The organism is Chryseobacterium sp. D764 (assembly GCF_019317325.1).
Taxonomy (GTDB): domain Bacteria; phylum Bacteroidota; class Bacteroidia; order Flavobacteriales; family Weeksellaceae; genus Chryseobacterium.
The window spans coordinates 295,586-322,198 of sequence record NZ_CP079219.1 but is presented as its reverse complement, the minus strand read 5'-3'; the positions used below and the strand labels follow the sequence as shown (position 1 = coordinate 322,198).

Below are 26,613 nucleotides of genomic sequence, written 5' to 3'. Positions count from 1 at the left end.
ATGCAATAATTGGGAGCATAAATATACCGGAACGAATATTTTAGAAAAACAACTCATTTTGCGGCAATGTCGGAATCGTCTTTTTTGTCGTAAGATTGACCTAAAGAAGCAACCCGGGAAACATTTACTTTATTTTTTTTCAAATTTTTAATAGCATCCAAATTTTCCTCTTTAGGTTTTAACGCTTTTATTTTTAGATTTTCCAACGTGAAATCTGTCAAATCATACAAGTCTGATTTTTCAACATCGAATGCCGTTTCACAACTGATGTCAATATTTTTGATCAAAATATGATTCGCTAAAGATTTTTTAGGCCTTTCCTCTCCTTTCAAATCGAAAAACTGGTTCCAGCCTTTTACATACAAGAAAGTTTTAACATTGCCCGTGATATTTTCAACTGTAATGTATTCATAATGCTGAGGAGTATCTGGTCTCATTTTAAGGTGCAGCAGCCTCGAAGCATCTTTCACTTTTGAGTTGCGCAGAATCACATTATAATTATGGATAGATTCGCTGCCGCAAGTGAGAACACTGTGACAAAACCCAAAGCTGTTATCTTCTATGATGATATTTCTGTTTTCACCATTTTCAGGAGTTTTATCTGCTTTCGGGCCTTTTCCGCCTTTTAATGCGATGGCGTCGTCGTTCACCGACATATAGCAGTTTTTAATCAGGAAATTCGTGCAGGCATCAATATCAACAGCATCTGTACTTGGGGCTTTTACCGGCTCTTTTGGTGCAAGAATTGTCAGGTTTAACAATTTTACAAATTCACTTTTATAATAATGAGTACTCCAGAAAGGGGAATTTTTTACGGTAATCCCTTCAACCTGAACGTTTTTAGAATTTGAAATATAGATGATTCTTGGTCTCATTTCGTCCATATTGGTACACTTAGGGTTCCACTGGCGTCTTTTCCAGAATGCTTTCCAAAAGTGCAATCCATTTCCGTCAAGCGTTCCTTTTCCTGAAATGGTAAAACCATTCAATCCATCTGCGTTGATTAATGCAGGAAAATATTTTACAGTCTGTCCTTCCATTCTTGTTTCCACAACCGGAAAATCACTGATATCATCGCTTCCTTTTAATTTCGCACCGTTCTCCAGATGCAAATGTGTTCCCTGTTTGAAGAATACAGAACTGATCAGGAATGTTCCTTTGGGTACAATAATTACACCGCCGCCATTTTTAGCTGCAAGATCAATGACCGCCTGAACCTGTTTTGTCTGAAGAACCGTACTGTCGTTTTTCACTCCATGATCGGTAAGAATATATTTTTCACCTAATTTATTGATATCTGTAGGCTTATTTTCTTTAAACCATTTTGGAATTATACTGCCGTCGGGAAATTTATCCTGGCTCTTTATCCCCGATGAAAACAATAAGAATATCAACAGAGATAGTAAAAAGCTTGATGTATTTTGAGATTTCATAATTTATATTTATTGTAAATCTGATTTTTCATTAATAAAATTTAATACTCAAAAGAATGGCAAAATAAAGGAATATCATTTAAATACAATTTATTCAGTTTGCTTTTGCAAAAAATCAGCAAATAATTTCCAACTGTATAACGAAAATTATTCTTTCATTTCATTTTCATAAAAGTATACATTTTAGGATTTGGCGGTATCCTGCTCTTTCATGTTGATTATTTTGCGATGATTTATCCCCCATTAACATCTATCAAAATCTAAATTAATCTTCACTTTGCGCAATCGATTGCTCAATATTGGATCCTTAAAGCTGTTTTTAGTTAAAATTAAATTCTCAATTTGTTTCATTTAATTAGAATTAAAGTATCTAAAAATTAATTAATTAAAATTAAGACACTGAATAACAATAGCTTAACACTTGATAATATTGAAAATTCACAGATTTACAAAAACCCTCGGTATAATACATAAAATTATTACATTTAAAGCATTACAATTATTAATAATTAATGAAATTTATAGGTTATGATGTAGGAAGCTCATCGATAAAGGCTTCCATCGTAGATGATCAGGGCAAATTAATCGCCCATGCCAAATACCCGGAACATGAGATGTTGATAGATTCCCCAAAAGCAGGCTGGGCAGAACAAAACCCCGATGAATGGTGGCAAAACCTCCGTATTCTCACTCAAAAAATAATTGCAGAGAGCAAAATCCACAAAAATGAGATTAAAGGAATCGGCATATCTTATCAGATGCATGGATTAGTATTGATTGGAAAAGACAAACAGGTCCTTTGTCCGTCAATTATATGGTGTGACAGCCGGGCTGTTGAAATTGGCGACCGGATTTTTGATGAGATCGGAGAGGAAAAATGCATGAAAGAGCTGCTTAATTCTCCGGGCAACTTCACTGCATCCAAGCTGAAATGGGTACAGGAAAATGCTCCTGAAATCTATGACAAGATCTGGAAATTTATGCTTCCGGGAGATTTCATTGCATTTAAGCTCAGCGGTGAAGCAACAACTTCTGTTACAGGGCTTTCAGAGGGTATACTTTGGGACTTTGAAAAACATGAGGTTTCAAAAACAATGCTGCAACACCTGAAAATTGATGAATCTTTTGTTTCTGATATTGTGGAAAATTTCACTGAACAATGCTATGTTTCAAAACAGGGAGCAGAGGAAAGTGGCCTTCCCGAAGGAATTCCTATTTATTACCGCGCTGGAGATCAACCCAATAACGCATTTTCTCTCAATGTAATGAATCTCGGAGAAATTGCAGCCACAGGCGGAACTTCCGGAGTTGTTTATGGTGTGACTGATAATATTAAATCTAAGGAGTCTGTAAGGATTAACAATTTTGCACACATTAACCACACAAAGGAACGACCGAGAATCGGCAAAATGCTTTGCCTGAATGGTGCTGGAATTCAATACAGCTGGCTTCGACATCAGGTTGACCAAAAAAGACACAGCTATCACGAAATTAATGATTTAGCTTCAAAAATACCAATCGGTTCCGATGGAGTTATTGTCCTGCCCTTCGGAAACGGAGCAGAGAGAGTTCTGCATAATAAAGATATCGGATCGTCTGTTTTTAACCTGAACTTTAACCGTCACAAAAGCGAACATCTTTTCCGGGCAGGATTGGAAGGTATTGCCTATTCTTTTGTGTATGGAACTGATATTTTAATGTCCGACGGGCTTCAGAAAGGTATTATAAAAGCAGGTGGTGACAATTTATTCCGCTCTTCTTTATTCACACAGACCATCACTACTATTTTGGATACCGAAATAAGGATTATAAATTCCACAGGTTCTACAGGCGCCGCAAGAGCTGCAGCCATGGGGGCCGGAGCATTCGAATCGCAAAACGAAATCCTGACTGACAAAGACATTTTAAAAAGCTATTATCCTGATACTAAGAACTATAACCAGTACAAGGATAGTTATGAGAAATGGAAATTAAAATTATTACAAAATCTAAATAATTAAGAAATTTTTTAACACATCAATGCAATCGATTGCATTGATTCATTCATCTATTTAAAACTAAAATATAATGGCAATTACAATGGGTAACAAAGAGTATTTCAAAGGAATTGGAAAAATTCAATTTGAAGGAAAAGAATCTGACAATCCTCTGGCTTTCAAATTTTATAACGAAAACAAAGTCGTTCGCGGGAAAACGATGAAAGAATATTTCAAATTTGCGACGGCTTACTGGCATACATTCTGTGCAACGGGTGGAGATCCTTTTGGAGTGGGAACACAGCATTTTGAATGGTTAAAAGCAACAGATGTTAAACAAAGAGCAACAGAAAAAATGGATGCGGCTTTCGAATTTTTCACAAAACTGGGTATGCCTTACTACTGTTTCCACGATTATGATTTAATTGATGAAGCGGATAATTTCAGAGAATCAACCAAAAGAATAGAATTCATAACCGATTATGCTAAAGAAAAACAGGCGGCTTCCGGAGTAAAGTTACTTTGGGGAACGTCAAACTGTTTCTCCAATCCACGATTTATGAATGGTGCAGCTACAAATCCATCTTTTGATGTGTTGGCTTATGCGGGAGGACAGGTTAAAAATGCCTTAGATGCAACAATAAAGTTAAGCGGAGAAAATTATGTTTTCTGGGGCGGTCGTGAAGGATATATGTCTTTACTGAACACCAACATGAAACGTGAGCTTGAACATATGGCAAAATTTTTACACGTGGCAAAAGATTATGCACGTTCACAAGGCTTCAAAGGAACCTTCTTTATTGAACCAAAACCAATGGAGCCTACAAAACATCAATATGATTTTGATGCGGCAACCTGCTTAAACTTTCTTCGTCAATATGATTTAATGGATGATTTTAAGCTTAACCTTGAGGTCAACCACGCAACTTTAGCCCAGCATACTTTTGAACATGAATTACAAGTTGCGGCTGACAATAACGTTTTAGGAAGTATTGATGCCAACCGCGGAGACTATCAAAATGGTTGGGATACAGACCAATTCCCGGTTGATTTATATGAAATGACTCAAGCAATGCTGGTGATTATTCAGGCAGGAGGCTTCCAGGGCGGAGGTGTAAATTTTGATGCTAAAATCAGAAGAAACTCAACGGATCTGGAGGATATTTTCATCGCTCATATCAGCGGAATGGACAATTTTGCAAGAGCTTTCCTGGCTGCAGATGCTATTTTAGAAAAATCAAAATATTCTGAAATCAGAGCTAACAGATATTCTTCTTTCAATAACGGAAAAGGTAAAGATTTTGAAGAGGGGAAATTATCTCTTACTGACCTGGCTGCCCATGCGGAAGGACTTGGAGAAGTAGGCCAAGAAAGCGGTAAGCAGGAATATATGGAAAGCCTGATTAATCAGTATTTATAACACAAATGCTGATTAACTAACAAGTACCTAATCTTTAACAACTAAAACTATATGAGACTATGCAAATAATAGATTCAGGGCCGAAATATTCTTCAGGAACAAAGGCGGAAATCAACATGGTATATGTCACTCTGATTACATTGGTTGCCACTTTGGGCGGGCTTTTGTTTGGATATGATACAGCCGTCATTTCGGGTGCAGAAAAATCCATTCAGGAATATTTAATTATCCCATTGGGGCTGAGCTCATTGGCTCATGGAGCAACTATTTCCAGTGCATTGATAGGGTGCGTGATTGGAGGGGCTGTTTCCGGATATTTTTCCACCAGGTTAGGAAGGAAAAAATCACTGATGGCAGCTGCATTTTTATTTTTCATCAGTGCTTTGGGAGCTGCTTATCCTGAATTTTTATTTTTTAAGCAGGGCGAACAATCAATGGGAGTTTTGCTGGCTTTTAACTTTTATAGAATTATTGGAGGAATTGGTGTTGGTCTTGCTTCTGCAGTTTGCCCGATGTATATTGGAGAAATAGCTCCTGCTGAAGTTCGCGGAAGATTGGTTTCTTTAAACCAGTTTGCCATAATTTTCGGGATGCTGGTGGTGTATTTTGTCAATTGGGGCATTGCTGACGGAAAATCAGTAGAATGGATCAACGATATCGGTTGGCGTTATATGTTTTTATCACTGACCATTCCGGCTGCTTTATTCGGGATTTTACTGTTTTTTGTTCCGGAAACTCCACGATATTTAACCTTGATTAAAAAAGATGATGAAGCGCTTAAAATTTTAACCAAAATTAATGGTCAACTTCGAGGCTATGAGATTTTTCAGGAAATCAAAGGTACTGCTACCCAGCATAAAAGTATGATTTTTGCATTCGGAAAAACAGTAATCATTATTGGGATTTTACTTTCTGTTTTTCAGCAGTTTGTAGGAATTAATGTAGCTTTATACTACGCTCCGAGGATTTTTGAGAGCATGGGTGTTCATAAGGATGCTTCCATGCTGCAGACCGTGGTTATGGGATTGGTTAACGTCATCTTTACGGTTGTAGCCATTTTCACGGTTGACAAGTGGGGAAGAAAACCTTTACTGATCGTAGGTTCCATAGGAATGGCAATTGGAATGTTTGCCATTGCCATCTTCTCTTATTTGCATATCATCGGGATTGCAACTTTGGTTTTCATCATCATCTATACGGCATCTTTTATGATGTCCTGGGGACCGATATGTTGGGTTTTAATTTCAGAACTTTTTCCTAACAAAATCCGGGGTGCAGCGATTGCTGTTGCCGTTGCTGCCCAATGGGCTGCTAATTACCTGATCTCCTCCACCTATCCTTTTATGATGGAATTTAGTGGAGCTTTTACTTATGGTTTTTATGGAGCGATGAGTGTTTTATCACTATTTTTTGTATGGAAAATGGTTCCGGAAACTAAAGGAAAATCTTTGGAGGAAATTGAAAAACTTTGGAAAAAATAGTTATTTCTTCATATCAACAGTTAGTAATGAGGGCATCGGTTTCCGGTGCCCTTTTTGGTTAAATTAATCGATGTTTTTTATTATTAAATAAAATTTTCTTTATTAATGAGCCTTATTTCCAGTGAATACGGTTTTTCTCTTAATTAAAAATTGAGCCCAACCTCAAGAAAAATTAAGCAATTCAATATTTTTTAGGTTTAATCTGATTTTAATCACTCTTAATCTTGTATAAAATCTCAATATTTCCTGTTTGATAGACATAATTTGATTAAATTTACGACTATAATGTATGTCATCCCGGACATACCCAAAACTTCAGAAAAAGCATGTATGAATAAGAAAAATGCCACAATATATGACATCTCGAAAAAGCTTAACGTAAGTGTGGCAACTGTTTCCAGAGCATTGAACGACCATCCGAGAATAAGCCAGGCAACGAAAGATTTGGTAAAGAAAACTGCCAAAGAAATGAACTACAAGCAAAATAACCTTGCCAAAGCTCTGAAAAGCGGGGAAACAAAAAACGTAGGAATTATCGTGCCTTACATTAATACCAATTTCTTTTCATCTGTGATCCGCGGAATTGAAGAAGAGCTTTCCCCACATGGTTATCATGTCATTATCTGCCAGAGCCATGAAGATGTAACTATTGAAAAAAGGCACCTAAACACTTTGCTTAATGCTCAGGTTGACGGTATTTTCATGTCTGTTTCCAAGACGACCATTGATACCGAACATATTCTGAATATTCTGAATACCACCAATACTCCTATTATATTTTTTGACCGTAAAAAAGACATTTCAGGAATCAGCACAGTAACTATCGACGATTATCGCGGCGGTTATATGGCGACTGAACATTTGATTAATGAAGGCTACAGAAATATTTGTCATTTCTCCGGGGACTTAAATCTGGAAATTTATGAGAACCGTCTGAACGGGTACAAACAGGCTTTACTGGACCATAATTTAAGCATTAAGGAAGAAAATATTATCACAACCGGAAGTTCGATCGATGAAGGAATTGATGCAGTTAAAAAACTTTGGGATAAAAAATCTGTTCCTGATGCCATCTTTTCATCCAGTGATTTTGCTGCGTTAGGTGCTTGTCAGGAACTGAAAAAACGTAAAATTAAAATCCCGCAGGAGGTTGCTGTTATTGGCTTTTCTAATGAACCTTTTACTCAATTTATGGAGCTTCCGATAAGTTCTGTAGATCAGACTCCCCTGACGATGGGGAAAATGGCAGGACAGGTTTTTATTGATAGTGTGAAAGAAAATGGTTCCGGGGTTTCTATTGAGAAGAAGGTGGTTTTGGCGCCGCAGCTTTATATCAGGAAGTCTTCGAAAAGAAGGTAGCTATAGTTAATTTAAAGACAAACATAGATGGATCTGGATAATCAATCTCTTTATATCATGCTTGGTGGTATTGGTCAATTTATTTTATGGATGTCTTATAAAGTATTGAAAAATAGAACAACCTACCTTATCATATTAATATTCGCAATTTTGATTGCTTTACTTGGATATCTTAATATTAATCGTGAATCATTAAAAATGACAAACGGTAGTGCTGCTACATGGGCATTCTTGCCCTTATTTTTTATGATTTATTATTGGATATTAAGAAATTTATTTATAATAATCTTTGGAAATGAACCTTTAATGACAGGTTATATGCAATCAAGTTGGGAACAAGGTGAGTATAGAAAATTACACATGGGAGATGCTATTTTCACTGTACTGACATTAATTTCACCTTTTTTGACTACTTTACTCTTTTAATAAAAAGTACCAATATTTATTTAATTTGAAAATATGGAAAAGAAACATTTAACTGATGAAGAATTTAAAAAGCTTGTAATAGAAATAGCTATATAAATTTCGCCAATCTTAGTAAAGAAAAAATCTGATTCGTGGTCTGTAGCAGAGAATATAGCAATTTATTCAAGAGATATTGCTGAAGCAGTAAGAAGTATTTTGAGTGATAAAAGTTTATAAGCACGAATTACAAATCCGCGTTATCAATTCAAAAGAAAATACTTTCCACATCATGTGGAAAGCATTTTCAAATCTAATTATTTATATAAAAACGATAACTATAAACTTACGCCCCGTCTCCAAGGAATAAAATCGTTCTGATTGAGAATTGCTGCTTTGGTTTTTACCTCTCCGCTGGCAACTTCTATGATAAATTCTAACAATTCTTCTGCTTTTTCGTCTATTGATTTTTCCCCTGTAATCACGTCTCCGGTATTGAAATCGATGATATCGGGCATTCTTTCTGATAATGATGTATTTGAGGAAATTTTCACTACGGGAACCACAGGATTCCCTGTCGGAGTTCCAAGACCAGTTGTGAATAAAACAACATTGGAACCTGAACCCACCAAAGCGGTAGTACATTCCACGTCATTGCCTGGTGTACACAATAAATTTAAGCCCGGTTCTTTGATGTATTCTGTAAAATCAAGTACATCATTTATTGGCGATGAACCGCCTTTTTTAGCCGCTCCTGCAGATTTCATAGCATCGGTTATTAGGCCATCTTTAATATTCCCCGGCGACGGATTCATATCAAAGCCAGATCCTGCAGCAACGACTGAATTTTCAAAATCTTTCATTAATTGTAAAAACCTTTCTGCATCTTCTTCTTTCACACAACGGTTGACCAGCTCCTGCTCTACTCCGCATAGTTCCGGAAATTCTGAAAGAATAGTTGAACCTCCGATTCCTGCCATTAAATCTGACAGCTGTCCTAAAACCGGGTTTGCAGAAATCCCTGAGAAACCGTCTGAACCCCCACATTCCAACCCTAAAACAAGTTTAGAAATCGGAGCAGGTTTTCTTTCTGTTTCATTAGCCTGTTTGATGGCTTCGTAAGAATCTTTAATAATTCCGCTTAACATTTCATCTACAGTTCCGGACTTTTGCTGTTCGTAAACGATGATGGGCTTTTTATTATCCGGACTGATTTTTTCCAGGGCATCTTTAAAAATCTGAACCTGTAAATTCTGGCAGCCCAAGCTTAAAACTGTTGCTCCGGCTACGTTCGGATTGTTAACATATCCTGCCAGCAATCTTCCCAATGCCTCGGCATCCTGACGAATTCCGCCACAACCGCCCTGATGCGTAATGAATTTAACTTCAATATTTTTAAATACTCTTGAATCCTGCTCTTCTTCAACAGCAGTTTCCGTTTCGGAATTATTGATTAATGATCTTAATAATAACTGGTGTTTTGTCACTTTTTCAAACAACAGTTCTTTTTCAAAAACATCCTTTAAAATCTCAACATTCCTGTTTTCACAAAAAACCAACGGGAAAAATAACCATACATTTTCCGTTCCTACCTGCCCGTCTTCGCGATGATAGCCCATGAACGTTTTATCTTTCCATTTATCAACATTCGGAGCTGTCCAGGAAGTGGTTTCTGTTTTTCGTTCTACTTTTGCGCTTTGATGTTTTACGTTTTCAGTCGTAATCACCTCTCCTTTCCGGATCGGCAGGCTGGCTTTTCCCACCAAAACTCCGTACATGATAATAGCATCACCTACAGCAAGATCTTCAGTCACGAATTTGTGTTTCGCTTTCGTGTCTTTTATAATTTCATAAGTAAGTTCACCCAAAGTAACAGTTTCCCCCTGCGCAAGATCTACCAGCGCAACCGCTACATTATCCTTGGGATTTACTTTTAGTACTTTCTTTTGCATTTTTTCTAAGAATATAATTGTATAAAGTTGTAATACGCAGTTTCTACGCCGTTGTGGTCTATTTCCCACAAAGCTTTTGCGACTGCATTTTTCAGTCCGTCAACCTGAGTAAGGTCTGTATCCCAGAAAGCGGTTTCACTTAATGATAATTCTGCTACTTTCCCATAATCTTCGTTTATCCAGATTTCTTTGAATTTAGCAACAATAGATTCTTCATCATTGATAGGCAAAGATTTTTCACCAAAATTCCCCTGATAGAATCTGATTAAGCTTGCCAAAGAGAATACCAGATTTAGTGGTAATTTTTTGTTGATTTCAACGTAACCCAGCAAACTAGGAAGGATTCTTACTTTAAATTTAGAAACAAAATATAACGCGATACTCGCCTGATAATGTTTAATAAAAGGATTTCTGAACCTGTCGAAAACTTCTTCCGCAAAATCTTTCAGTTCCGTTTCATCCAGACCCAAAGTCGGATTTACTTCATTAAAAATGGTTTCACTTAAAAACTTTCCGATAAATGCATCGTCAATAGATTCTTTTACCGTTTCCTTACCTGATAAAACTGCAGGAGCCAGCATTAAGGTATGACCGCCATTCAGGATTCTCACTTTTCTCAAACGGTACGGTTGAATATCATCGACCACCAAAATCTGTTCGTTAATCTGAGCAAAAGGAATTCTCTCTTTTAAATTTCCGGCATCCTGAATTACCCAAAGTAAGAATGTTTCAGAAACAACCATCATCTGATCTTCATAATCCAACTGATCTTCGTATGATTCTGCGTCATCTTTCGGATACCCTGGAACAATCCTGTCAACCAAAGTATTATGGAAATAATTATTTTGATTAATCCATTGCGCAAAATCAGCATCTAAATTCCAAAGTCGGGCATACTTCAGCATCATATCTCTCAACGCAGATGCATTGTCTTCAATCAATTCACAGGGAATAATTCTTACTCCTTTATCTGTAGCTCCATTGAAATGTTTAAATCTTTCGTACAATAAAACGGTTAATTTCGCAGGGAAATTCTTGTGCGGACCAATGTAATCATTTTCTGATTCGTCATAAGCAATTCCCGTTTCTGTTGTGTTTGAGAAGATAAATTCTAATTCTTGTTCTTTCGCCAACGCTAAGAATTCATTGTAATTTGTATAAGGATTAATTGACTTCTGAATCGCAGAAATCACTTGTTTTGTATCAACGATCTCCCCTTTTTTAATTCCCCTTGAGAAAAGCGTGTACAGATTATCCTGTTCTTCCAGTTTATGAACCGAACCGCCCGCCGTTGGTTGAACATTTACAATTCCGGCATTGAACCCCACTTCTTTATTTAATTTATCAATGACATAATCTGTGAATCCTCTCATAAAATTTCCACCTCCAAACTGTATAATTTTGATGGGAAGTTTTTCCTGAGAACCGATTAATTCACGATTTAATTTTTGTTTTATCTGATTTTCCATCTTTTTAACTCGATGATTTTATTTTTTTTTAACGCAGAGCCCAAGTTTTTTTGACTACTACCTGTTTTTAATTTTGCAAAGGCGTTTCGCTTAACAAAGCTCATAAAGTTTTATTTTATCACCTTATATTTTGGAACCAATGTTTTCATTACGGTCCAAGCGATAAGATATGCTACGGCACATGCTGAAAATATAATCATGTAGCCTTTATCGATTCCATCTACAACTACTGATCCTGATTTTTCCAGCTGCTCAAAAAATCCGTCGGGTAATCTTTCGTTGATGTATTGAGGATATTTTTCCAATAAAGGAATTCCGTCAACCGTTGACCAGGCTTTATGCGCATGATCGAACAATACGCCTGAAGATTTATTAATAATGAATGAACCGATTCCACCCGCCATTCCGCCAATTCCGGTAATGGTTGCAATGGCTTTTTTCGGGAACATATCGCCAACTGTCGAGAAAATATTTGCCGACCAGGCCTGATGTGCTGCTCCTGCAATTCCGATAATTAAAACCGGAATCCAATAGGTTACTGAACCTAAAGGCTGTGCTAACAGTGCCAATAAGGGAAAAAATGCGAAAATCAACATGGCTTTCATTCTTCCTGAATAGGCATTCATTCCTTTCTTTTCCACAAAATATTTTGGAAGCCACCCTCCGATGATTGACAATAAAGTAATCATATAAAGAACAAACAATGGCAATGCACTTTGTGTAGAATCCATTTTGTAAACGGAACTTAAATAAGCCGGAGTCCAGAATAAAAAGAACCACCAAACACCGTCTGTCATAAATTTCCCAAAGGCAAAAGCCCAGGTCTGTCTGTGACTGAAACATTCTTTGAAAGTGAATTTTCTTTCTTCTGCCTGCACGGTATTTTCTTCAACAGCAAAGTCTTCCTGATCCTGCTGAATATAGGTTAATTCATGTTCGTTAACTTTATGATGTTCGTGAGGTTTTTTGTAGTAGAAAATCCACAATCCCATCCATACAAATCCCAACGCACCAATGATGATAAATGCCCATTCCCACCCCATCGCTTTTGCTATAAAAGGAATGGTAACCGGTGCTGCCAAAGCTCCAACCGTTGCTCCTGCATTGAAAATACTTGTTGCTAAAGCTCTGTCTTTTTTAGGGAAATATTCCGCCGTAGTTTTAATTGCTGCCGGGAAATTTCCTGCTTCACCAATAGCCAATACGAAGCGTGCAAAAATGAACAGTGTTACACTCGTACTGATGATGGCTGAGGTATTGGAAACTGTAGAAATCAATTCTTTAGATCCGTGAAAACCTGTCAGCCAGTTTCCGGTAAGAATTCCTGAGGTTGCAATTCCGCAAAATGCATGTAAAACTGCACCGACAGACCAGATTCCGATTGCCCAAAGGAAACCTTTTTTGGTATCCATCCAATCGACAAATTTTCCAGCAAAAAGCATTCCTACTGCATAGAAAATAGAGAATAATGCCGTGATATTTCCGTAATCATTATTGTTCCAGTGAAATTCCGGTGCGATAAAATCTTTCCACGTCAAAGATAAAACCTGACGATCAAGATAATTGATCGTGGTTGCAATGAACAGCAAAAAGCATATCGTCCATCTGAAAGTACTCGGTTTAGGAGATTTAACTGAACTCATATTAGTTTTAGAATTACTTCGTTTTTTATTTTTTAATAATGATGTTTGTTTTTAAGTTCTCAAAGGCGTTTCACTTACCAAGACCACAAAGTGTTTTATTTAATCATTATTATAAAGACTGAATAATTTCCAGTACTTTCTTCGTTTCTTTTTCAATCGTTATATAATCTTTAGCAAGCATTAATTCTTTGCTTACCAGTTTGCTTCCCATTCCTACTGCTGAAACACCGGCTTTGAACCAGCTTTCGATGCTTTCTTTAGTGGTATTTACTCCACCTGTCGGCATAAATTTCAGATTTGGAAAAACATCTTTGATTGCACTCATAAATCCGATTCCTAAGGCGTTCCCGGGGAATAGTTTAATGAAAGTAACTCCTGCGTCTTCAGCGGTAATAATTTCAGTCGGCGTCATACAACCCGGACTGTACAACAAATCTTTAGGAATCAAAAATTCTGCAACCTCAGCTACAAAACCCGGACTGATAAAGAAATCTGCTCCTACTTTATAATATTCTTCAGCTTGTCGCACATTTTTTATTGTTCCAATTCCCAGAAGCATTTCCGGCATTTCTGCATTACGTATTTCTACCATTTTTGTAAAATTACTTAGCGCAGCTTCACCGCGGCTTGTATATTCCACTGCACGAATTCCGGCTTTGTAAAGCGATCTCAGTATTTCCAGAGTTACCGTTTCATCAGCATTATAATACAGAGGTAAAACTCCCTGATTGATGATGGCCTCAGTAACCGATTGAATTTTTGTCATTTTGTTTAATTATTCTGTTTGAAAATAATCTTTGATGGAATTTAATCCATCCTTTAGTATGCTGCCTATTCAAGACTTTTATCTAAATCTTTTGTTTTTAGCGCAAAGATTTTCTTTTTAAAACTTGATGTGTATTTTTAAGTTCGCAAAGGCGTTTGACTGCTTCGAATCTTCGATTTCACTCAGCTAAGTCTACATTTTTTTATTTTATCGATAAGCCAATTGCCAACTATCTTTTTATTCTTCCTCCTGAATCTCCATTCATGACTTCCAGAATATCTTCTGCGCTGCTGTAATTGATATCCCCTAAAATGGTGTGCTTTATCGCACACGCTGCATTAGCGAATTTTAATGCTTTTTCGTCATCGAAATTGATTAACCCATAGATCAAACCTGCTGCAAAAGCATCGCCTGTCCCGATTCGATCGACTACAGGATTAACTTCCAACAATTCAGTTTCAAAATAGTTATCACCAACTAAAGCTCTTCCCTGTGTCTGCTGAGAACTTGCTGTAACGCCAATTCTTATTTTGTCGAAAATTTTATGAATAGAAGGACATTGCTGTTTTAATTCTTTACAAGCTTCAGTGAACCCTTCTTTATCTGATGAAAACTGAGTTCCTAGAATTTCATTAATTTCATTCACTCCCCCTATAAAAATCGTTGAATAAGAAACCAGCTCTTTCAAAACTTCGTTTCCTTTTTTGCCGTATTTCCAAAGGTTTGAGCGGTATGCAGGATCGGTTGTAACCTCTATTCCCAATTCACGGGCTGTTTGTAAACCTTCTTTAAGACTTTCATAAGTTGCTTCGGAAATTCCGGGGCTGATACCTGTCCAGTGGAAATATTGGCAGCCTTCAAGGGCTTTTTTCCAGTCAATATTTTCAGGCTTAATATTGGCAAAAGAGCCGTTCAATCTGTTATAGGCAATTCTACTGGCGCGAACTGATGACCCTACTTCTAAAAAGTACAAACCTAAAGGATAATCATTTTTGCTGATGAAGGAGGTATCTATTCCAAAACTCTTAATGAAGGAAACCGCCGATTCTCCTACAAAATCATCAGAAACGCTGCTGACATGCCTGACGTCACAACCCATTGTTGCCAATGAAGATGCTACATTAAGCTCTGTTCCACCGAAAAAGAATTCCATTTCGTGGCTTTGCTTCATGGTTCTGTTTCCGGGTGGCGAAAGTCGCATGATGACTTCTCCGAATGTGACTATTTTGCTGCTCATAGTTTTAATTAACCTTTAAGGTAAATTTTATTTTTTATCTCTCGCAGATTGAACAAATCTGGTAAATGATTATGTTTAAAAAAATCTGTGTAATCTGCTAAATCTGCAAGAATTTTTATTTAATTTGAAATTTAAAAATCAAAATAATTTTTAGCATTATGATAACAAATATCTGAAATGGTCTTCCCTATCAGATCGATATCATCAGGTAATTCACCATTTTTCATTTCTTCTCCGAAAAGGTTGCACAGTACTCTTCTGAAATATTCGTGTCTAGGGAAAGAAAGGAAACTTCTGGAATCCGTCAGCATCCCAACGAAACAGCTGATCAGTCCCATGTTTGACAGGGCATTCATCTGCTTGATCATTCCGTCTTTTTGGTCCAGGAACCACCATCCTGATCCGAACTGTACTTTTCCTTTGATGCTGCCATCATTGAAATTTCCGATCATTGTCGCGAAAATCTCGTTGTCGGCAGGATTTAAATTATATAAAATGGTTTTTGTTAATTTATCTTTCCCGTCTAATGTATTCAGTAATTTAGACAGGGTTTCAGCCTGAACGAAGTCACCTATAGAGTCCCAGCCTGTATCTGGGCCAAGAATTCTGTGCATTCTTTCATTATTATTTCTCAATGCTCCAAGATGGAACTGCTGAACCCAGCCGTATTTGTGGTACGCTTCTCCTAAAAATAATAAAATGGCAGTTTTGAATTGATTCACCTGTCTTTCAGCAATTACTTTTCCTGAAATTTTATCATTAAAAATTTCGCTTACTTCCGCTTCTGTGAATTCTTCGAAAGAAATATTATTCAATCCGTGGTCGCATAATCTGCAGCCATTTTCGTGGAAATATTCAATTCTTTTGATTAAAGCATCGCACAATGTTTGATAGGAATTAATTTCAATTCCGGCAGATTCGCCTAATTTTGAAATATAATCTGCAAAGTTGTGATTTTCGATTAAAATTGCTTTATCAGGACGGAAAGCCGTGCTTACTTTAATGTTAAAATCGCTTTTTGCCAGATCCTGGTGATAATTCAATACATCTGTAGGATCTTCCGTGGTGCACAGAGATTCTACATTCATCATTTTTAATAAGCCTCTTGTTGATTTTTCAGGAGTATGAAGCTGGGATGAGATATTATCGTAAATGTCAGATGCGTTGTCTGCATTTAATAATTCATCAATTCCGAAATATCTTTTTAATTCCAGATGTGTCCAGTGATACAAAGGATTTCTCAATGTATAAGGAACTGTTTTGGCCCAGGCCTCAAATTTTTCTTTATCTGAAGCGTCTCCCGTGATGAATTTTTCGTTCACACCCATGGTACGCATGGCTCTCCATTTGTAATGGTCACCAGCAATCCAAACCTTTGAGATATTTTCGAAAACAGTGTCTTCTGCAATATCTTTAGGAATCAAATGATTGTGGTAATCAATGATGGGTTGTTTTTCCGCGTATTTGAAGTATAATTCTTCAGCGTATTTATTTTGTAATAAAAAGTTATCTGTAATAAAAGGTTTCATTCTAGTCTGATTCTGTTGTTACTCATTAGCAGGTTTCCCGATGGTCGCCAAAATCCCTCCATCCACGTAAATAATCTGTCCGTTGATGAATCTGCTTGCGTCAGAAGCTAAGAAAATAGCTGTTCCTGCAAGATCTTCCGGATTTCCCCATCTTCCTTCCGGAGTTCTGCTGATAATAAAGTCGTTAAAAGGATGTCCGTCCACCCGGATGGGTTCTGTCTGAGAAGTGGCAAAATATCCGGGCCCGATTCCGTTTACCTGAATATTGTGTTTTGCCCATTCTGTCGCCAGATTTTTGGTAAGCATTTTCAGACCGCCTTTTGCAGAAGCATAGGCTACTACATTGTCTCGTCCCAGCTCACTCATCATCGAGCAGATGTTGATGATTTTTCCGGATTTTCTTTTGATCATATATTTGCCTACTAATTTCGACATGATGAAAGGTCCTGTAAGATCTACATCAATTACTTTTCTAAAGTCTTCCACTTCCATATCAATTGCCGGAATACGCTTGATGATTCCCGCGTTGTTGACAAGGATGTCTATTTTTCCATGAGTAGCTTCCATTAAAGCTACTTTCTGAGCGGCTTCCAGCTCGTCCGTCACATCAAAAAGATAACCGGTTGCTTTGTATCCTTTTGAATGATAATAGTTTAAAGCTTCCTCTAATTTTGACGGTGTCGTACTTGTGATCGCCAGTTCAGCACCTGCAGCGGCAAGACCTTCTGCCATTGCCATTCCTAATCCGTGAGTACCGCCTGTAACGACTGCTACTTTACCGGATAAATCAAATAAATTCATTGGAAAAATTACTTTAGTTCGTTAGTTTTGATACCGTCCATATCACTGTAGTCCATATTTTCTCCGGCCATACCCCAGATAAAAGTATAATTGGAAGTTCCGACTCCTGAGTGGATAGACCATTCCGGAGACAATACCGCCTGTCTATTGGTCATAAAAATATGACGCGTTTCATCAGGCTGTCCCATGAAGTGGCTTACTGTTTGTCCTTCTTCCAGATCAAAATAGAAATAAGCTTCCATTCTTCTGGTGTGAGTATGTGCAGGCATTGTATTCCATACGCTTCCCGGATGAAGTTCCGTCATTCCCATTTGAAGTTGACAGGTTTCCAGTACAGAATTTACAATCAGCTTATTGATCGTACGCTTGTTGGCGTATTTCTTATCACCCAATTTTACAATTTCGGCTTCATTTTTCGTGATTTTTTTAGTTGGATACGTGTGATGTGCAGGAGCTGAGTTGATGTAAAAATAAGGTTGTGTATCACCTGACTTTTCAAAAACTACTTCTTTAGCCCCTTTTCCGATGTATAAAGCTTCTTTGTTTCCAAGCTCATATACTTCTCCGTCTACCGTTACTTTTCCGGCACCACCAACGTTAATGATTCCCAACTCTCTTCTGTCAAGAAAATGCTGAGCTTTCAAATCGTCTGTAGGTTCCAGCTTCAAAGCTTGTGCGGAAGGCATGATACCACCTACAATCAGCCTGTCATACATAGAATAGACTAATTTTATCTTATCTTCATTAAATAAATCATTGATTAGAAACTCCCTCCTAAGATCTTCAGTGGTATACTTCTTTACATCTTCGGGATGATGGGCGTAACGAAATTCTGATTGTGACATACTACTATACTTTTCTTTTTGCGGTTTTATCAAAACCTGTTAAACATTGTGTAATCGATTGCATAAAATTACACTAAAATATGATAGAAATACTTGTGGGATAAATATATAATTATTCTTTAATTAGTTAACAAAAAATTAATTTAAATATATAAATATCTAATTTACAGTTAATTAATTTTGATAACAATAATAAAAACAAGAAAATTTCCAAGGAATTACATCAATACTATTACCCAAAATTAATGCTTAAATAGGGTTTAAATATAAAATCATGCCAAAACAAAATGATAAAATTAAGATGTTAATTTGATAATAATAAATAAAAAGTACTATATATATTGTATACAATAAGAATAATTAATATGGAGTATAGAATCTAACTAAAAATATTGATCTGAAAAGATGACAAAAGTCAGAAATATTGCAAAAAAAATAATCTTGACTGTCATTTTGGGAAATTTTTAAGGGCAAAAACAGATAAATTTTAAGCAAAATTTAAGTTTTAAATTAATAAAGAATAAAGAAATTTGATTTCTTTTACATAAATATTCAAACTAAACTAAAATTTACAAATTATTAATTTACAACTATTTACAATATTATAACTATCTATCATTTTACAAATCCCTTCATCTTTCAACAATTAAATTAATGAAAAAATAATATTTTTTTCTTTGCGTATTGAAAAATAATATTAGTTTAGAAGCCAGGATATTTATTATGAAAATTTACGCAATCGATTGCACTCTAAAACGTGTAAAATCTTTCAGAAAATATTTGCCGCTAAAAATCAGTAGAATACTTTACAAATCCACACAAAACAAAACGATTGAAAAAAACTTTCAACCAAAAATTAAAACTATAAGGATACAAAATGGATAAAAGAGTACATTCAATAAAGTGGTTATATTTAACTGTCTTTCTACTTCCTGTCCTTGCTATGGCTCAAGAAAAAGAAACTAAAAAGGAAACCGAAAAAAACATTGATGAAGTGGTTTTGGTAGGTTATTCTAAAGTTTCAAAAAAAGATGTCACCAATGCCGTTGGTTCCGTAAAGGCTGACGAAGTAAAAGATATGCCTGTAAATAGTGCAGCAGAAGCAATTCAGGGAAGAGTTGCCGGCGTTCAGATCACGGCCAGCGAAGGGTCACCCGGCGCTGAAGTTGAAATTAAAGTAAGAGGCGGTACTTCTATTACACAAAGTAATGCTCCTCTATATATTGTGGACGGAATCCAGATGGATAACGCTCTGTCGATTATTTCTCCTAAAGAAATTGAATCTATTGAAGTATTAAAAGATGCTGCTTCTACCTCTATCTATGGATCGCGAGGTGCCAACGGTGTTGTTTTGATCACCACAAAAGGCGGACGCAAAAAAGCTGCTGCTCAAGTCAATTACAGCGGTTATACTGGGGTAAGAAAAATTACAAACACCATCCCTGTTCTTGACCCTTATGAATTTGTAATGTATCAGTACGAGCTTTATAATAAAAACGGTATAGCTGACGACATGACTACCTTTACAACCCGATATGGTAATTTCAATGAACTTGCTGATAAATACGGAAATATAAAGAAGAGAGACTGGCAGAATGAGCTTTTCGGAAAAGAAGCTTTCAACTTCACTCACAATTTAAGCTTAACAGGCGGTTCCGATAAATCTACTTTTTCCTTGACATTAAATCATGTGGAAGAAGATGGGATTATGCTCAAGTCCGGCTTCAGGAGAAGCATGGCCAATTTCAAGTATGATTATGATATTTCAAAAAAGCTGAAGGTTGGATTTAATGCACGATACAGCCGACAGCTGATTTCCGGGGCCGGAACTTCGGCAAGCGGATCTCAGGGTACCAACAGATTAAGAAACGCTGTAAGATACCAGCCTTTTGAAGGAGGAAGCAATGTTCCTATTGATGATTTTGATCCTAACTACGCCACATTAACCAATCTTGTAAATCCTCTGATTTTAAATGATAATGAAGTAAAGGATGCAAAAACAAATGATTTATTACTAAATGCGTACTTGAATTATAACATTACGAAAAATTTAACTTTCAGAAGTGTTGTAGGGTATGTTCAGAAAGATAATTTCATCAATCAGTTCTGGGGTACTGTTACCAATGATGCAAGATCCAATAACAATCAGCCGATTGTACAGTTAACGAGAAACCAGACCAGAAGGATTACCAATACCAACACTTTAAATTATACCCAAAAATTCGGAAATCATAAAGTAGATTTATTATTGGGAGAAGAAACCGTACAAACTGACGGAGAAACTTCAAGTACATATACCAAATGGCTCCCAGTTTCTATCTCACCTAATGAGGCTTTTGCTAATATCCAATCTGCAACTCCACCTTCAGGGATGATTCAGGATGCTCCTAAAACCGGTGCATTGCCTCCGGACAGACTTCTTTCCTTTTTTGGTAGAGCAAACTATATTTTTAATAATAAATATATCGTAACAGCCTCCATAAGAGCCGATGCATCCAATGTATTCGGAGCAGGAAACAGATGGGGAACTTTTCCTGCAGTTTCTGTAGCTTGGAAACTTAAAGAAGAAAATTTCCTTAAAAATAAAGAATGGCTGGAGGAGCTTAAATTACGTTTCGGATATGGTCTTGCAGGAAACAACAGAATTCCGGCCTACTTATATGATACTTTCTTCACGACTTCTACTGACTATGGATATACCTTCGGAAGCGGTGTAACTCCAGGAGCTACTACAGGAAATACTCTGGCAAACAAGAACGTAACCTGGGAAGCTACTGTATCTAAAAACTTAGGGATCGACTTCGGTTTTTTTAACGGAAGATTATATGGTAGTATCGACGGATATATTACTGATACAAAAGATTTATTGGTCTTAGCAAAAATTCCTCAGACGTCAGGATATGAGTATCAATATCAAAATTCAGGAAAAACACAGAACAAAGGTCTGGAATTTACCCTGGGAGGACTTATTGTCAATAAAGAAAATTTTACCTGGAAAACAGACTTCAATATTTCTGCCAACAAAAATGTTATTAAAAGCCTGGGGGCAAATGTTTCAGGAGGAAATGATTATTATCTGGTAGCTTCAGGATGGGTAAACAGTTTGTACGACTTCATTGCTAAAGTGGGAAATCCGGTAGGTACGTACTATGGATATGTAACTGAAGGACGATATGAGATCAGTGATTTTGATTACAATGCGACCACTCAGGCCTATACTTTGAAAACGGGAGTTCCAAGCAGCAGTGCTGTGGCTAACGGTTCTAAACCAATTCAGCCGGGAGATCTTAAATTGAAAGATCTGAATGGTGACGGACAAATCACAGCAGCTGACCAGACCGAGCTGGGAAGCGCACAGCCAAAATTCTTCGGAGGTTTCAGCCAGACTTTCAGATACAGAAACTGGGATATGAGCTTATTCTTTAACTTCTCTATCGGAAACAAAGTATATAATGCCAATAAAATAGAGTTTACCACTCAGTATCTATACAGAGACAACAACATGTCGGCAGAAGTTGCAGACAGATGGAGATGGTTCAACGATCAAGGGGTAAAAGTTACCGATCCTACTGCTTTGGCAGCGCTAAATGCAAACACTACGATGTGGACTCCTCCACAAGGAAATTACATACTCCATTCTTACGCCATCGAAGATGGATCTTTCTTAAGGCTGAATAATGTTACTATAGGATATAGCCTGCCAAAAGGCTCTTTGGAGATGCTTGGTATCAAAAATTTCAGGCTGTACGCTACGGTGAATAATTTATTTACCATCACAGGTTACAAAGGATATGATCCTGAAGCCAGTACAAGAAAAAATCCTTTAACTCCGGGAGTTGATTATGCTGCATATCCTAGAAGCAGATTTATTTTAACAGGTATTGATTTAACCTTTTAATTGAAAATTAACATGAAAAAAACAATAATTATATTAAGTTGTATCCTATCTCTTACTACCATACATTCATGTAGCGATTATCTTGAACCTGAAAACTATTCAAGTGTGGCAGAAGCTCAGCAATTCGATAGTGTATCTGACACATTTACCGCTTTAGTGGGAGTTTACAGCCAGCTTGCAGGTGATGATGGATATGGACAGCGATTAGCATTAATATATCCACATTCAAGTGATGATTTCAGAACTTCGGGAGATTACAACTGTAATGACAGAAGAGGTCTCGCAACATTTGGTGCCTGCCCTACCAATACAGAATTAAATAAGCCTTTCTTAAAATTATATTCAGGAATTGAAAGAGCCAATCTTTGCATTAAAAATATTCCGCTGTCTCCTGTTTACAAAACAGGTTCTGACGCTGATAAAAAATTAATGGACAGATACCTTGGAGAAGCTTTGACATTGAGAGCTCAGTTTTATTATGAACTGATCAGAAACTGGGGTGATGTCCCTTTTCAGGACAAACCATCTGCAGATTATGACAATCTTTATTTACCTAAGACAGACAGAGACGTTATTTACGAAAAAATGATTGCTGATCTTGCCCAGGCTGCCACTTTAGTTCCATGGAGATCCGAAGGAAGCACGACCAATGCAAGAATTTCCAAAGGTTTTGTAAAAGGACTGAGAGCAAGAATCGCATTAGCAAGAGCAGGATATTCTTTAAGAAGAAATCCACAGCAGATGGCGAAGGGAACAAATCCTCAAACCTATTATCAAATTGCCCTTGATGAATGTAAAGACATCATGAATCATACCGGTGAACATAGCTTAAATCCCAGCTACGAGCAGGTTTTCAAAGCTTTACATTCAAACACACAAGACACCACCAACGAAATCATCTTCTGTGTAGGAGCGTTCGGAGGAAACGCAAGAACAGATAGTAAAATCGGATATTATAATGGCTTAAAGCATGACGACAACTCCAACTGGAAAGGCGGCGGCGGGATCAATGCCCTTCCGACTTATTTCTACGAGTTCAGTAAATATGACTTGAGAAGAGATATGAACGTTGGAATTTTCAAAGTGAATAATTCTAATCAGGCAGAAATCGTAAATGCCATTTCTTTCACAGATTCTAAATACAGAAAATCGTGGACGAATGTAACAGGACCTTCTCAAAACCTGGCTGTTGACTGGCCTTTACTGCGTTTTTCAGATGTATTATTAATGTTTGCAGAAGCAGATAATGAGCTTCATGGAGCACCTTCTTCAGATGCAATCAATGCGGTAAAAGCGGTAAGAAACAGAGCTTACGCTGGAAATTTAGGCCAAGTTGGAACAATTCCTACCGATAAAATTGGGTTCTTCAACTATCTTGTTCAGGAAAGATTATTGGAACTGGGTTGTGAAGGGATCAGAAAATATGACTTGATCCGCTGGAATTTATTAGATGCTAAAATTACGGAAACAAGACAAAAATTAACTGCTTTTGCCAACGGAACAGGTCAGTATGCTAACGTACCATTGAATCTTTATTATAAGAAATCAGTTTACGATCCTACAAAAACAGCTCAGCAAAATATTAATGATATCGATATTTTCTTTACCGGAGGAGACAAATCCCAGGTATTTTATCTGCCTTCTCAGGATGCAACCCCCGTGGGATATACCAAAATAGCGTGGAGAGCCGCAGTGTTACCAACGTATATCAGCGATCCTGTAAAAGGTTTTGCGCAATATTTCCAACCCAACAAAAGAGAATTATTGCCTATTTACAGTGATATCATTATGTCAAATTATAACCTTACACAAGATTACGGCTACTAGAAATTAAAAGTACATTCATATCAAGTTAAGAATACAGGCTTAGCCTTAGGTTAAGTCTGTATTTTAAAACAAATTAAAACTTTATGAAAACTCCTCTGATTAATAAAAATTTTAACCTTATTTCAATATTTTCGATACTATTGTTAAGTCTTCTTTCTTTTAAAACTGCCGATAAAACGATCGTGGTTTCAAAAGACGGAAAAGGCAACTTTACCACAGTACAACAAGCGATTGATGCTATTGAAAACGGTTCTTCAACAAGAACAAAAATTTTAATTAAACCTGGGATTTATAAAGAAAAAATTATCATTCCTGAAACAAAAGGAGCGATTGTCTTAGAAGGAGAAAATCCTCAAAACACCATCATTACATATGATGATTTTGCTTCAAAAAAGAATACAGAAGGAAAAGATATCGGAACCACAGGTTCTTCTACAGTTTTTATTTATTCAAATGATTTTACAGCGAAAAATATTTCGTTTGAAAACAGCTCAGGAAGAGTCGGACAGGCTGTTGCCGTATTGACCTCAGGTGACAGAATCGCTTTTGAAAACTGCAGATTCTTAGGAAATCAGGATACATTATACTTAAAAGGAGCCCAGGATTTGACAGATAAGACAAAACCGTCAAGAAACTACTTTAAAAACTGCTATATCGAAGGCACAACCGATTATATTTTCGGAGCAGGAACCGCCGTTTTTGAAAATTGTACGATTTATTCCAAAGAAACGGCAAGCTACGTGACAGCCGCTTCTACTCCACAGGAAAACGAGTTCGGATTTGTTTTTACCAATTCAAAAATCATCGGAAATGCTAAAGAAAACTCAGTTTATCTGGGAAGACCCTGGAGACCTTTTGCAAAAACCGTTTACATCGATTGTGAAATCAATTCCACCATAAAGCCTGAAGGATGGCACAACTGGAGCAAACCTGATGCAGAAAAGACCACTTTTTACGCAGAATTCAACTCAAAAGGAAGCGGAGCCCATATTTCCAAAAGAGTTTCATGGTCACATCAATTAACAAAAGAAGAAAGAAAAAAATACACTCCAGAAAATATTCTCAAAGGAAACGACAACTGGAACACGAAAAAAAGTTTAAAATAAATTAAACCCAACCATCACAAACACCAAAGATTTTCAATCATGAAAAAACTCTTCACCCAACTCTTCACGATAGGAATTTTATGCGGTATCTCCTCGTGGGCCAATGCTCAGGAAATATTTAGTTTTCCGGGAGCAGAAGGTTTCGGAAGATACACTACAGGGGGTCGTGGCGGAAAGGTTTGCTTCGTGACAAAGCTTACAGACGATGGCTCAGAAGGTACCTTAAGATATGCTTTAGACCAAAAAGGTCCGAGATATATTGTGTTTAAAACCGGCGGAACCATTTATCTGGAATCCCCTTTAAAGATAAAAGAAGGCGATGTTACCATTGCCGGGCAAACTGCTCCCGGAGACGGAATTACCGTTGCCAACTACGAAACTTTTGTAGGCGCAGACAATGTGGTTATCCGTTACATGCGATTCAGAATGGGTGATCAGAAAAATTATGAAGGCGATGCGTTAGGGGCAAGATTTATCAAAAATCTGATCGTTGATCATTGTTCTATGAGCTGGTCAACGGATGAAACAGTATCTATTTATGTGAATGAAAATACAACCCTTCAATGGTGCGTGATCGCAGAAAGTTTAAGAAATTCTGCCCACCGGAAAGGAGCTCACGGATATGGTGGAATTGCAGGAGGAAGATTGGCAAGTTTTCACCATAATATCTATGCTCATCACGACAGCAGAAATCCGAGATTGGGAGAATATGCGGGAAGTAAATTTGCACTGACTGATCTTACCGATTTCAGAAATAATGTGATCTACAACTGGGGACACAACAACGTCTACGGTGGTGAAGGAATGAACGTAAATATTATCAATAATTACTACAAACCGGGACCCGCAACAATGACCAGACAGAGAATTGTTGCCATCGATAAAAATGAAAAAACCGAAACAGAAGTTTACAACATCTGGGGGAAATATTACATTAACGGAAATTTGATGGAAGGAAATTCAGAAATAACAAAAGATAACTGGACGCAAGGTGTTTTTGCCCAGATGAAACCTTCTTATAATTTGACGGACAAAGATAAAAATGAGATAAAAATCAATCAGCCTCACGATATTCAGAATAATGTAAAAACGCAGTCTGCAAAAGAAGCTTACGAGAAAATTTTACAGATCGGAGGTGCGAGTTTGGTAAGAGATGCAGTGGATTTACATGTTTTAAAAGATGTGAAAAAAGGAAGTTTCACTTACAAAGGCTCAAAAGGAAGTTCCAGCGGAATCATAGATTCACAAAAAGATGTCGGTGGATTTCCGGATTTAAAAACAGGAAAGCCCCTATCCGATTCAGATAACGACGGGATGCCTGATGAATGGGAAATTAAGAATAAATTAAATCCAAAAGTTGCCAATTCTAACGAACGGGATTTGGATAAAAACTACGATAATATTGAAGTATATTTTAACGATCTGGTTAAAAAAATAACCGAAAGACAATACTAATAACCATGAAAACT

Annotated in this window: 18 protein-coding genes; 9 read left to right on the top strand and 9 right to left on the bottom strand. The window is 36.9% G+C overall.

Going from position 1 to position 26,613, the window contains the following annotated elements; translation table 11 throughout:
• Window positions 1-53 precede the first annotated feature (53 nt).
• The gene (locus tag KYG33_RS01390) at window positions 54-1,433 is read right to left on the bottom strand and encodes a glycoside hydrolase family 28 protein (protein ID WP_077416288.1); all 1,380 of its coding nucleotides are present in this window, start codon (window positions 1,431-1,433) and stop codon (window positions 54-56) included.
• Between the two features lie 512 nt (window positions 1,434-1,945).
• Here KYG33_RS01390 and KYG33_RS01385 point away from each other — a divergent pair.
• The 5 genes from KYG33_RS01385 (at window position 1,946) to KYG33_RS01365 (ending at window position 8,095) form a co-directional block, all read left to right on the top strand.
• Window positions 1,946-3,433, top strand: coding sequence for a xylulokinase (locus KYG33_RS01385; protein ID WP_219072533.1), 1,488 nt, complete (start codon window positions 1,946-1,948; stop codon window positions 3,431-3,433).
• Window positions 3,434-3,500: 67 nt separating this feature from the next.
• A complete protein-coding gene (gene xylA / locus KYG33_RS01380) occupies window positions 3,501-4,829 on the top strand; it encodes a xylose isomerase (protein WP_180564044.1) in 1,329 nt (442 codons plus the stop codon).
• A 59-nt stretch (window positions 4,830-4,888) separates the two neighbouring features.
• Window positions 4,889-6,310: a D-xylose transporter XylE gene (gene xylE / locus KYG33_RS01375; RefSeq protein ID WP_219072532.1), complete on the top strand. Its 1,422-nt coding sequence runs from the start codon at window positions 4,889-4,891 to the stop codon at window positions 6,308-6,310.
• 330 nt (window positions 6,311-6,640) lie between these two features.
• Window positions 6,641-7,669, top strand: a complete 1,029-nt coding sequence (locus KYG33_RS01370; RefSeq protein WP_077417997.1) for a LacI family DNA-binding transcriptional regulator — start codon at window positions 6,641-6,643, stop codon at window positions 7,667-7,669.
• Between the two features lie 27 nt (window positions 7,670-7,696).
• Window positions 7,697-8,095, top strand: a complete 399-nt coding sequence (locus KYG33_RS01365) for a hypothetical protein (RefSeq protein WP_077416281.1) — start codon at window positions 7,697-7,699, stop codon at window positions 8,093-8,095.
• 314 nt (window positions 8,096-8,409) lie between these two features.
• Here the strand turns inward: KYG33_RS01365 and KYG33_RS01360 are convergent, their stop codons facing one another.
• From KYG33_RS01360 to kduI, 8 genes are all read right to left on the bottom strand, one after another.
• Window positions 8,410-10,023, bottom strand: coding sequence for a UxaA family hydrolase (locus tag KYG33_RS01360; protein WP_180564045.1), 1,614 nt, complete (start codon window positions 10,021-10,023; stop codon window positions 8,410-8,412).
• A gap of 5 nt (window positions 10,024-10,028) precedes the next feature.
• Window positions 10,029-11,492 (bottom strand): tagaturonate reductase, encoded by a 1,464-nt coding sequence (locus KYG33_RS01355; RefSeq protein ID WP_180564046.1) that lies wholly within the window; start codon window positions 11,490-11,492, stop codon window positions 10,029-10,031.
• Between the two features lie 110 nt (window positions 11,493-11,602).
• Window positions 11,603-13,135 carry an MFS transporter gene (locus KYG33_RS01350; RefSeq protein WP_077416276.1) on the bottom strand — a complete coding sequence of 511 codons (1,533 nt, stop codon included), beginning with the start codon at window positions 13,133-13,135 and terminating at the stop codon, window positions 11,603-11,605.
• A 109-nt stretch (window positions 13,136-13,244) separates the two neighbouring features.
• Complete coding sequence (locus KYG33_RS01345; RefSeq protein ID WP_219072531.1) at window positions 13,245-13,901, bottom strand: bifunctional 4-hydroxy-2-oxoglutarate aldolase/2-dehydro-3-deoxy-phosphogluconate aldolase; 657 nt, start codon at window positions 13,899-13,901, stop codon at window positions 13,245-13,247.
• 229 nt (window positions 13,902-14,130) lie between these two features.
• Window positions 14,131-15,138 (bottom strand): sugar kinase, encoded by a 1,008-nt coding sequence (locus KYG33_RS01340; RefSeq protein ID WP_219072530.1) that lies wholly within the window; start codon window positions 15,136-15,138, stop codon window positions 14,131-14,133.
• A gap of 131 nt (window positions 15,139-15,269) precedes the next feature.
• Entirely contained in the window at window positions 15,270-16,667 is a 1,398-nt protein-coding gene (uxaC, locus tag KYG33_RS01335; RefSeq protein ID WP_077416270.1) for a glucuronate isomerase, read from the bottom strand.
• Window positions 16,668-16,685: 18 nt separating this feature from the next.
• A complete protein-coding gene (locus KYG33_RS01330; RefSeq protein ID WP_077416268.1) occupies window positions 16,686-17,468 on the bottom strand; it encodes a gluconate 5-dehydrogenase in 783 nt (260 codons plus the stop codon).
• An 8-nt stretch (window positions 17,469-17,476) separates the two neighbouring features.
• Window positions 17,477-18,313, bottom strand: a complete 837-nt coding sequence (gene kduI, locus KYG33_RS01325; RefSeq protein WP_077416267.1) for a 5-dehydro-4-deoxy-D-glucuronate isomerase — start codon at window positions 18,311-18,313, stop codon at window positions 17,477-17,479.
• An 877-nt stretch (window positions 18,314-19,190) separates the two neighbouring features.
• On the opposite strand from kduI, the gene KYG33_RS01320 reads away from it, so the two are divergent.
• The 4 genes from KYG33_RS01320 (at window position 19,191) to KYG33_RS01305 (ending at window position 26,599) form a co-directional block, all read left to right on the top strand.
• Window positions 19,191-22,211 (top strand): SusC/RagA family TonB-linked outer membrane protein, encoded by a 3,021-nt coding sequence (locus tag KYG33_RS01320; RefSeq protein ID WP_219072529.1) that lies wholly within the window; start codon window positions 19,191-19,193, stop codon window positions 22,209-22,211.
• A 12-nt stretch (window positions 22,212-22,223) separates the two neighbouring features.
• A complete protein-coding gene (locus KYG33_RS01315) occupies window positions 22,224-24,038 on the top strand; it encodes a RagB/SusD family nutrient uptake outer membrane protein (RefSeq protein WP_077416261.1) in 1,815 nt (604 codons plus the stop codon).
• Window positions 24,039-24,121: 83 nt separating this feature from the next.
• The gene (locus tag KYG33_RS01310; protein ID WP_219072528.1) at window positions 24,122-25,144 is read left to right on the top strand and encodes a pectinesterase family protein; all 1,023 of its coding nucleotides are present in this window, start codon (window positions 24,122-24,124) and stop codon (window positions 25,142-25,144) included.
• Window positions 25,145-25,183: 39 nt separating this feature from the next.
• A complete protein-coding gene (locus KYG33_RS01305; protein WP_219072527.1) occupies window positions 25,184-26,599 on the top strand; it encodes a polysaccharide lyase family 1 protein in 1,416 nt (471 codons plus the stop codon).
• Window positions 26,600-26,613 lie beyond the last annotated feature (14 nt).

Bases quoted from the DNA above. Each gene is read 5' to 3' on its own strand.
- KYG33_RS01390 (WP_077416288.1), bottom strand. From the start codon at position 1,433: ATGAAATCTCAAAATACATCAAGCTTTTTACTATCTCTGTTGATATTC.
- KYG33_RS01385 (WP_219072533.1), top strand. From the start codon at position 1,946: ATGAAATTTATAGGTTATGATGTAGGAAGCTCATCGATAAAGGCTTCC.
- xylA (WP_180564044.1), top strand. From the start codon at position 3,501: ATGGCAATTACAATGGGTAACAAAGAGTATTTCAAAGGAATTGGAAAA.
- xylE (WP_219072532.1), top strand. From the start codon at position 4,889: ATGCAAATAATAGATTCAGGGCCGAAATATTCTTCAGGAACAAAGGCG.
- KYG33_RS01370 (WP_077417997.1), top strand. From the start codon at position 6,641: ATGAATAAGAAAAATGCCACAATATATGACATCTCGAAAAAGCTTAAC.
- KYG33_RS01365 (WP_077416281.1), top strand. From the start codon at position 7,697: ATGGATCTGGATAATCAATCTCTTTATATCATGCTTGGTGGTATTGGT.
- KYG33_RS01360 (WP_180564045.1), bottom strand. From the start codon at position 10,023: ATGCAAAAGAAAGTACTAAAAGTAAATCCCAAGGATAATGTAGCGGTT.
- KYG33_RS01355 (WP_180564046.1), bottom strand. From the start codon at position 11,492: ATGGAAAATCAGATAAAACAAAAATTAAATCGTGAATTAATCGGTTCT.
- KYG33_RS01350 (WP_077416276.1), bottom strand. From the start codon at position 13,135: ATGAGTTCAGTTAAATCTCCTAAACCGAGTACTTTCAGATGGACGATA.
- KYG33_RS01345 (WP_219072531.1), bottom strand. From the start codon at position 13,901: ATGACAAAAATTCAATCGGTTACTGAGGCCATCATCAATCAGGGAGTT.
- KYG33_RS01340 (WP_219072530.1), bottom strand. From the start codon at position 15,138: ATGAGCAGCAAAATAGTCACATTCGGAGAAGTCATCATGCGACTTTCG.
- uxaC (WP_077416270.1), bottom strand. From the start codon at position 16,667: ATGAAACCTTTTATTACAGATAACTTTTTATTACAAAATAAATACGCT.
- KYG33_RS01330 (WP_077416268.1), bottom strand. From the start codon at position 17,468: ATGAATTTATTTGATTTATCCGGTAAAGTAGCAGTCGTTACAGGCGGT.
- kduI (WP_077416267.1), bottom strand. From the start codon at position 18,313: ATGTCACAATCAGAATTTCGTTACGCCCATCATCCCGAAGATGTAAAG.
- KYG33_RS01320 (WP_219072529.1), top strand. From the start codon at position 19,191: ATGGATAAAAGAGTACATTCAATAAAGTGGTTATATTTAACTGTCTTT.
- KYG33_RS01315 (WP_077416261.1), top strand. From the start codon at position 22,224: ATGAAAAAAACAATAATTATATTAAGTTGTATCCTATCTCTTACTACC.
- KYG33_RS01310 (WP_219072528.1), top strand. From the start codon at position 24,122: ATGAAAACTCCTCTGATTAATAAAAATTTTAACCTTATTTCAATATTT.
- KYG33_RS01305 (WP_219072527.1), top strand. From the start codon at position 25,184: ATGAAAAAACTCTTCACCCAACTCTTCACGATAGGAATTTTATGCGGT.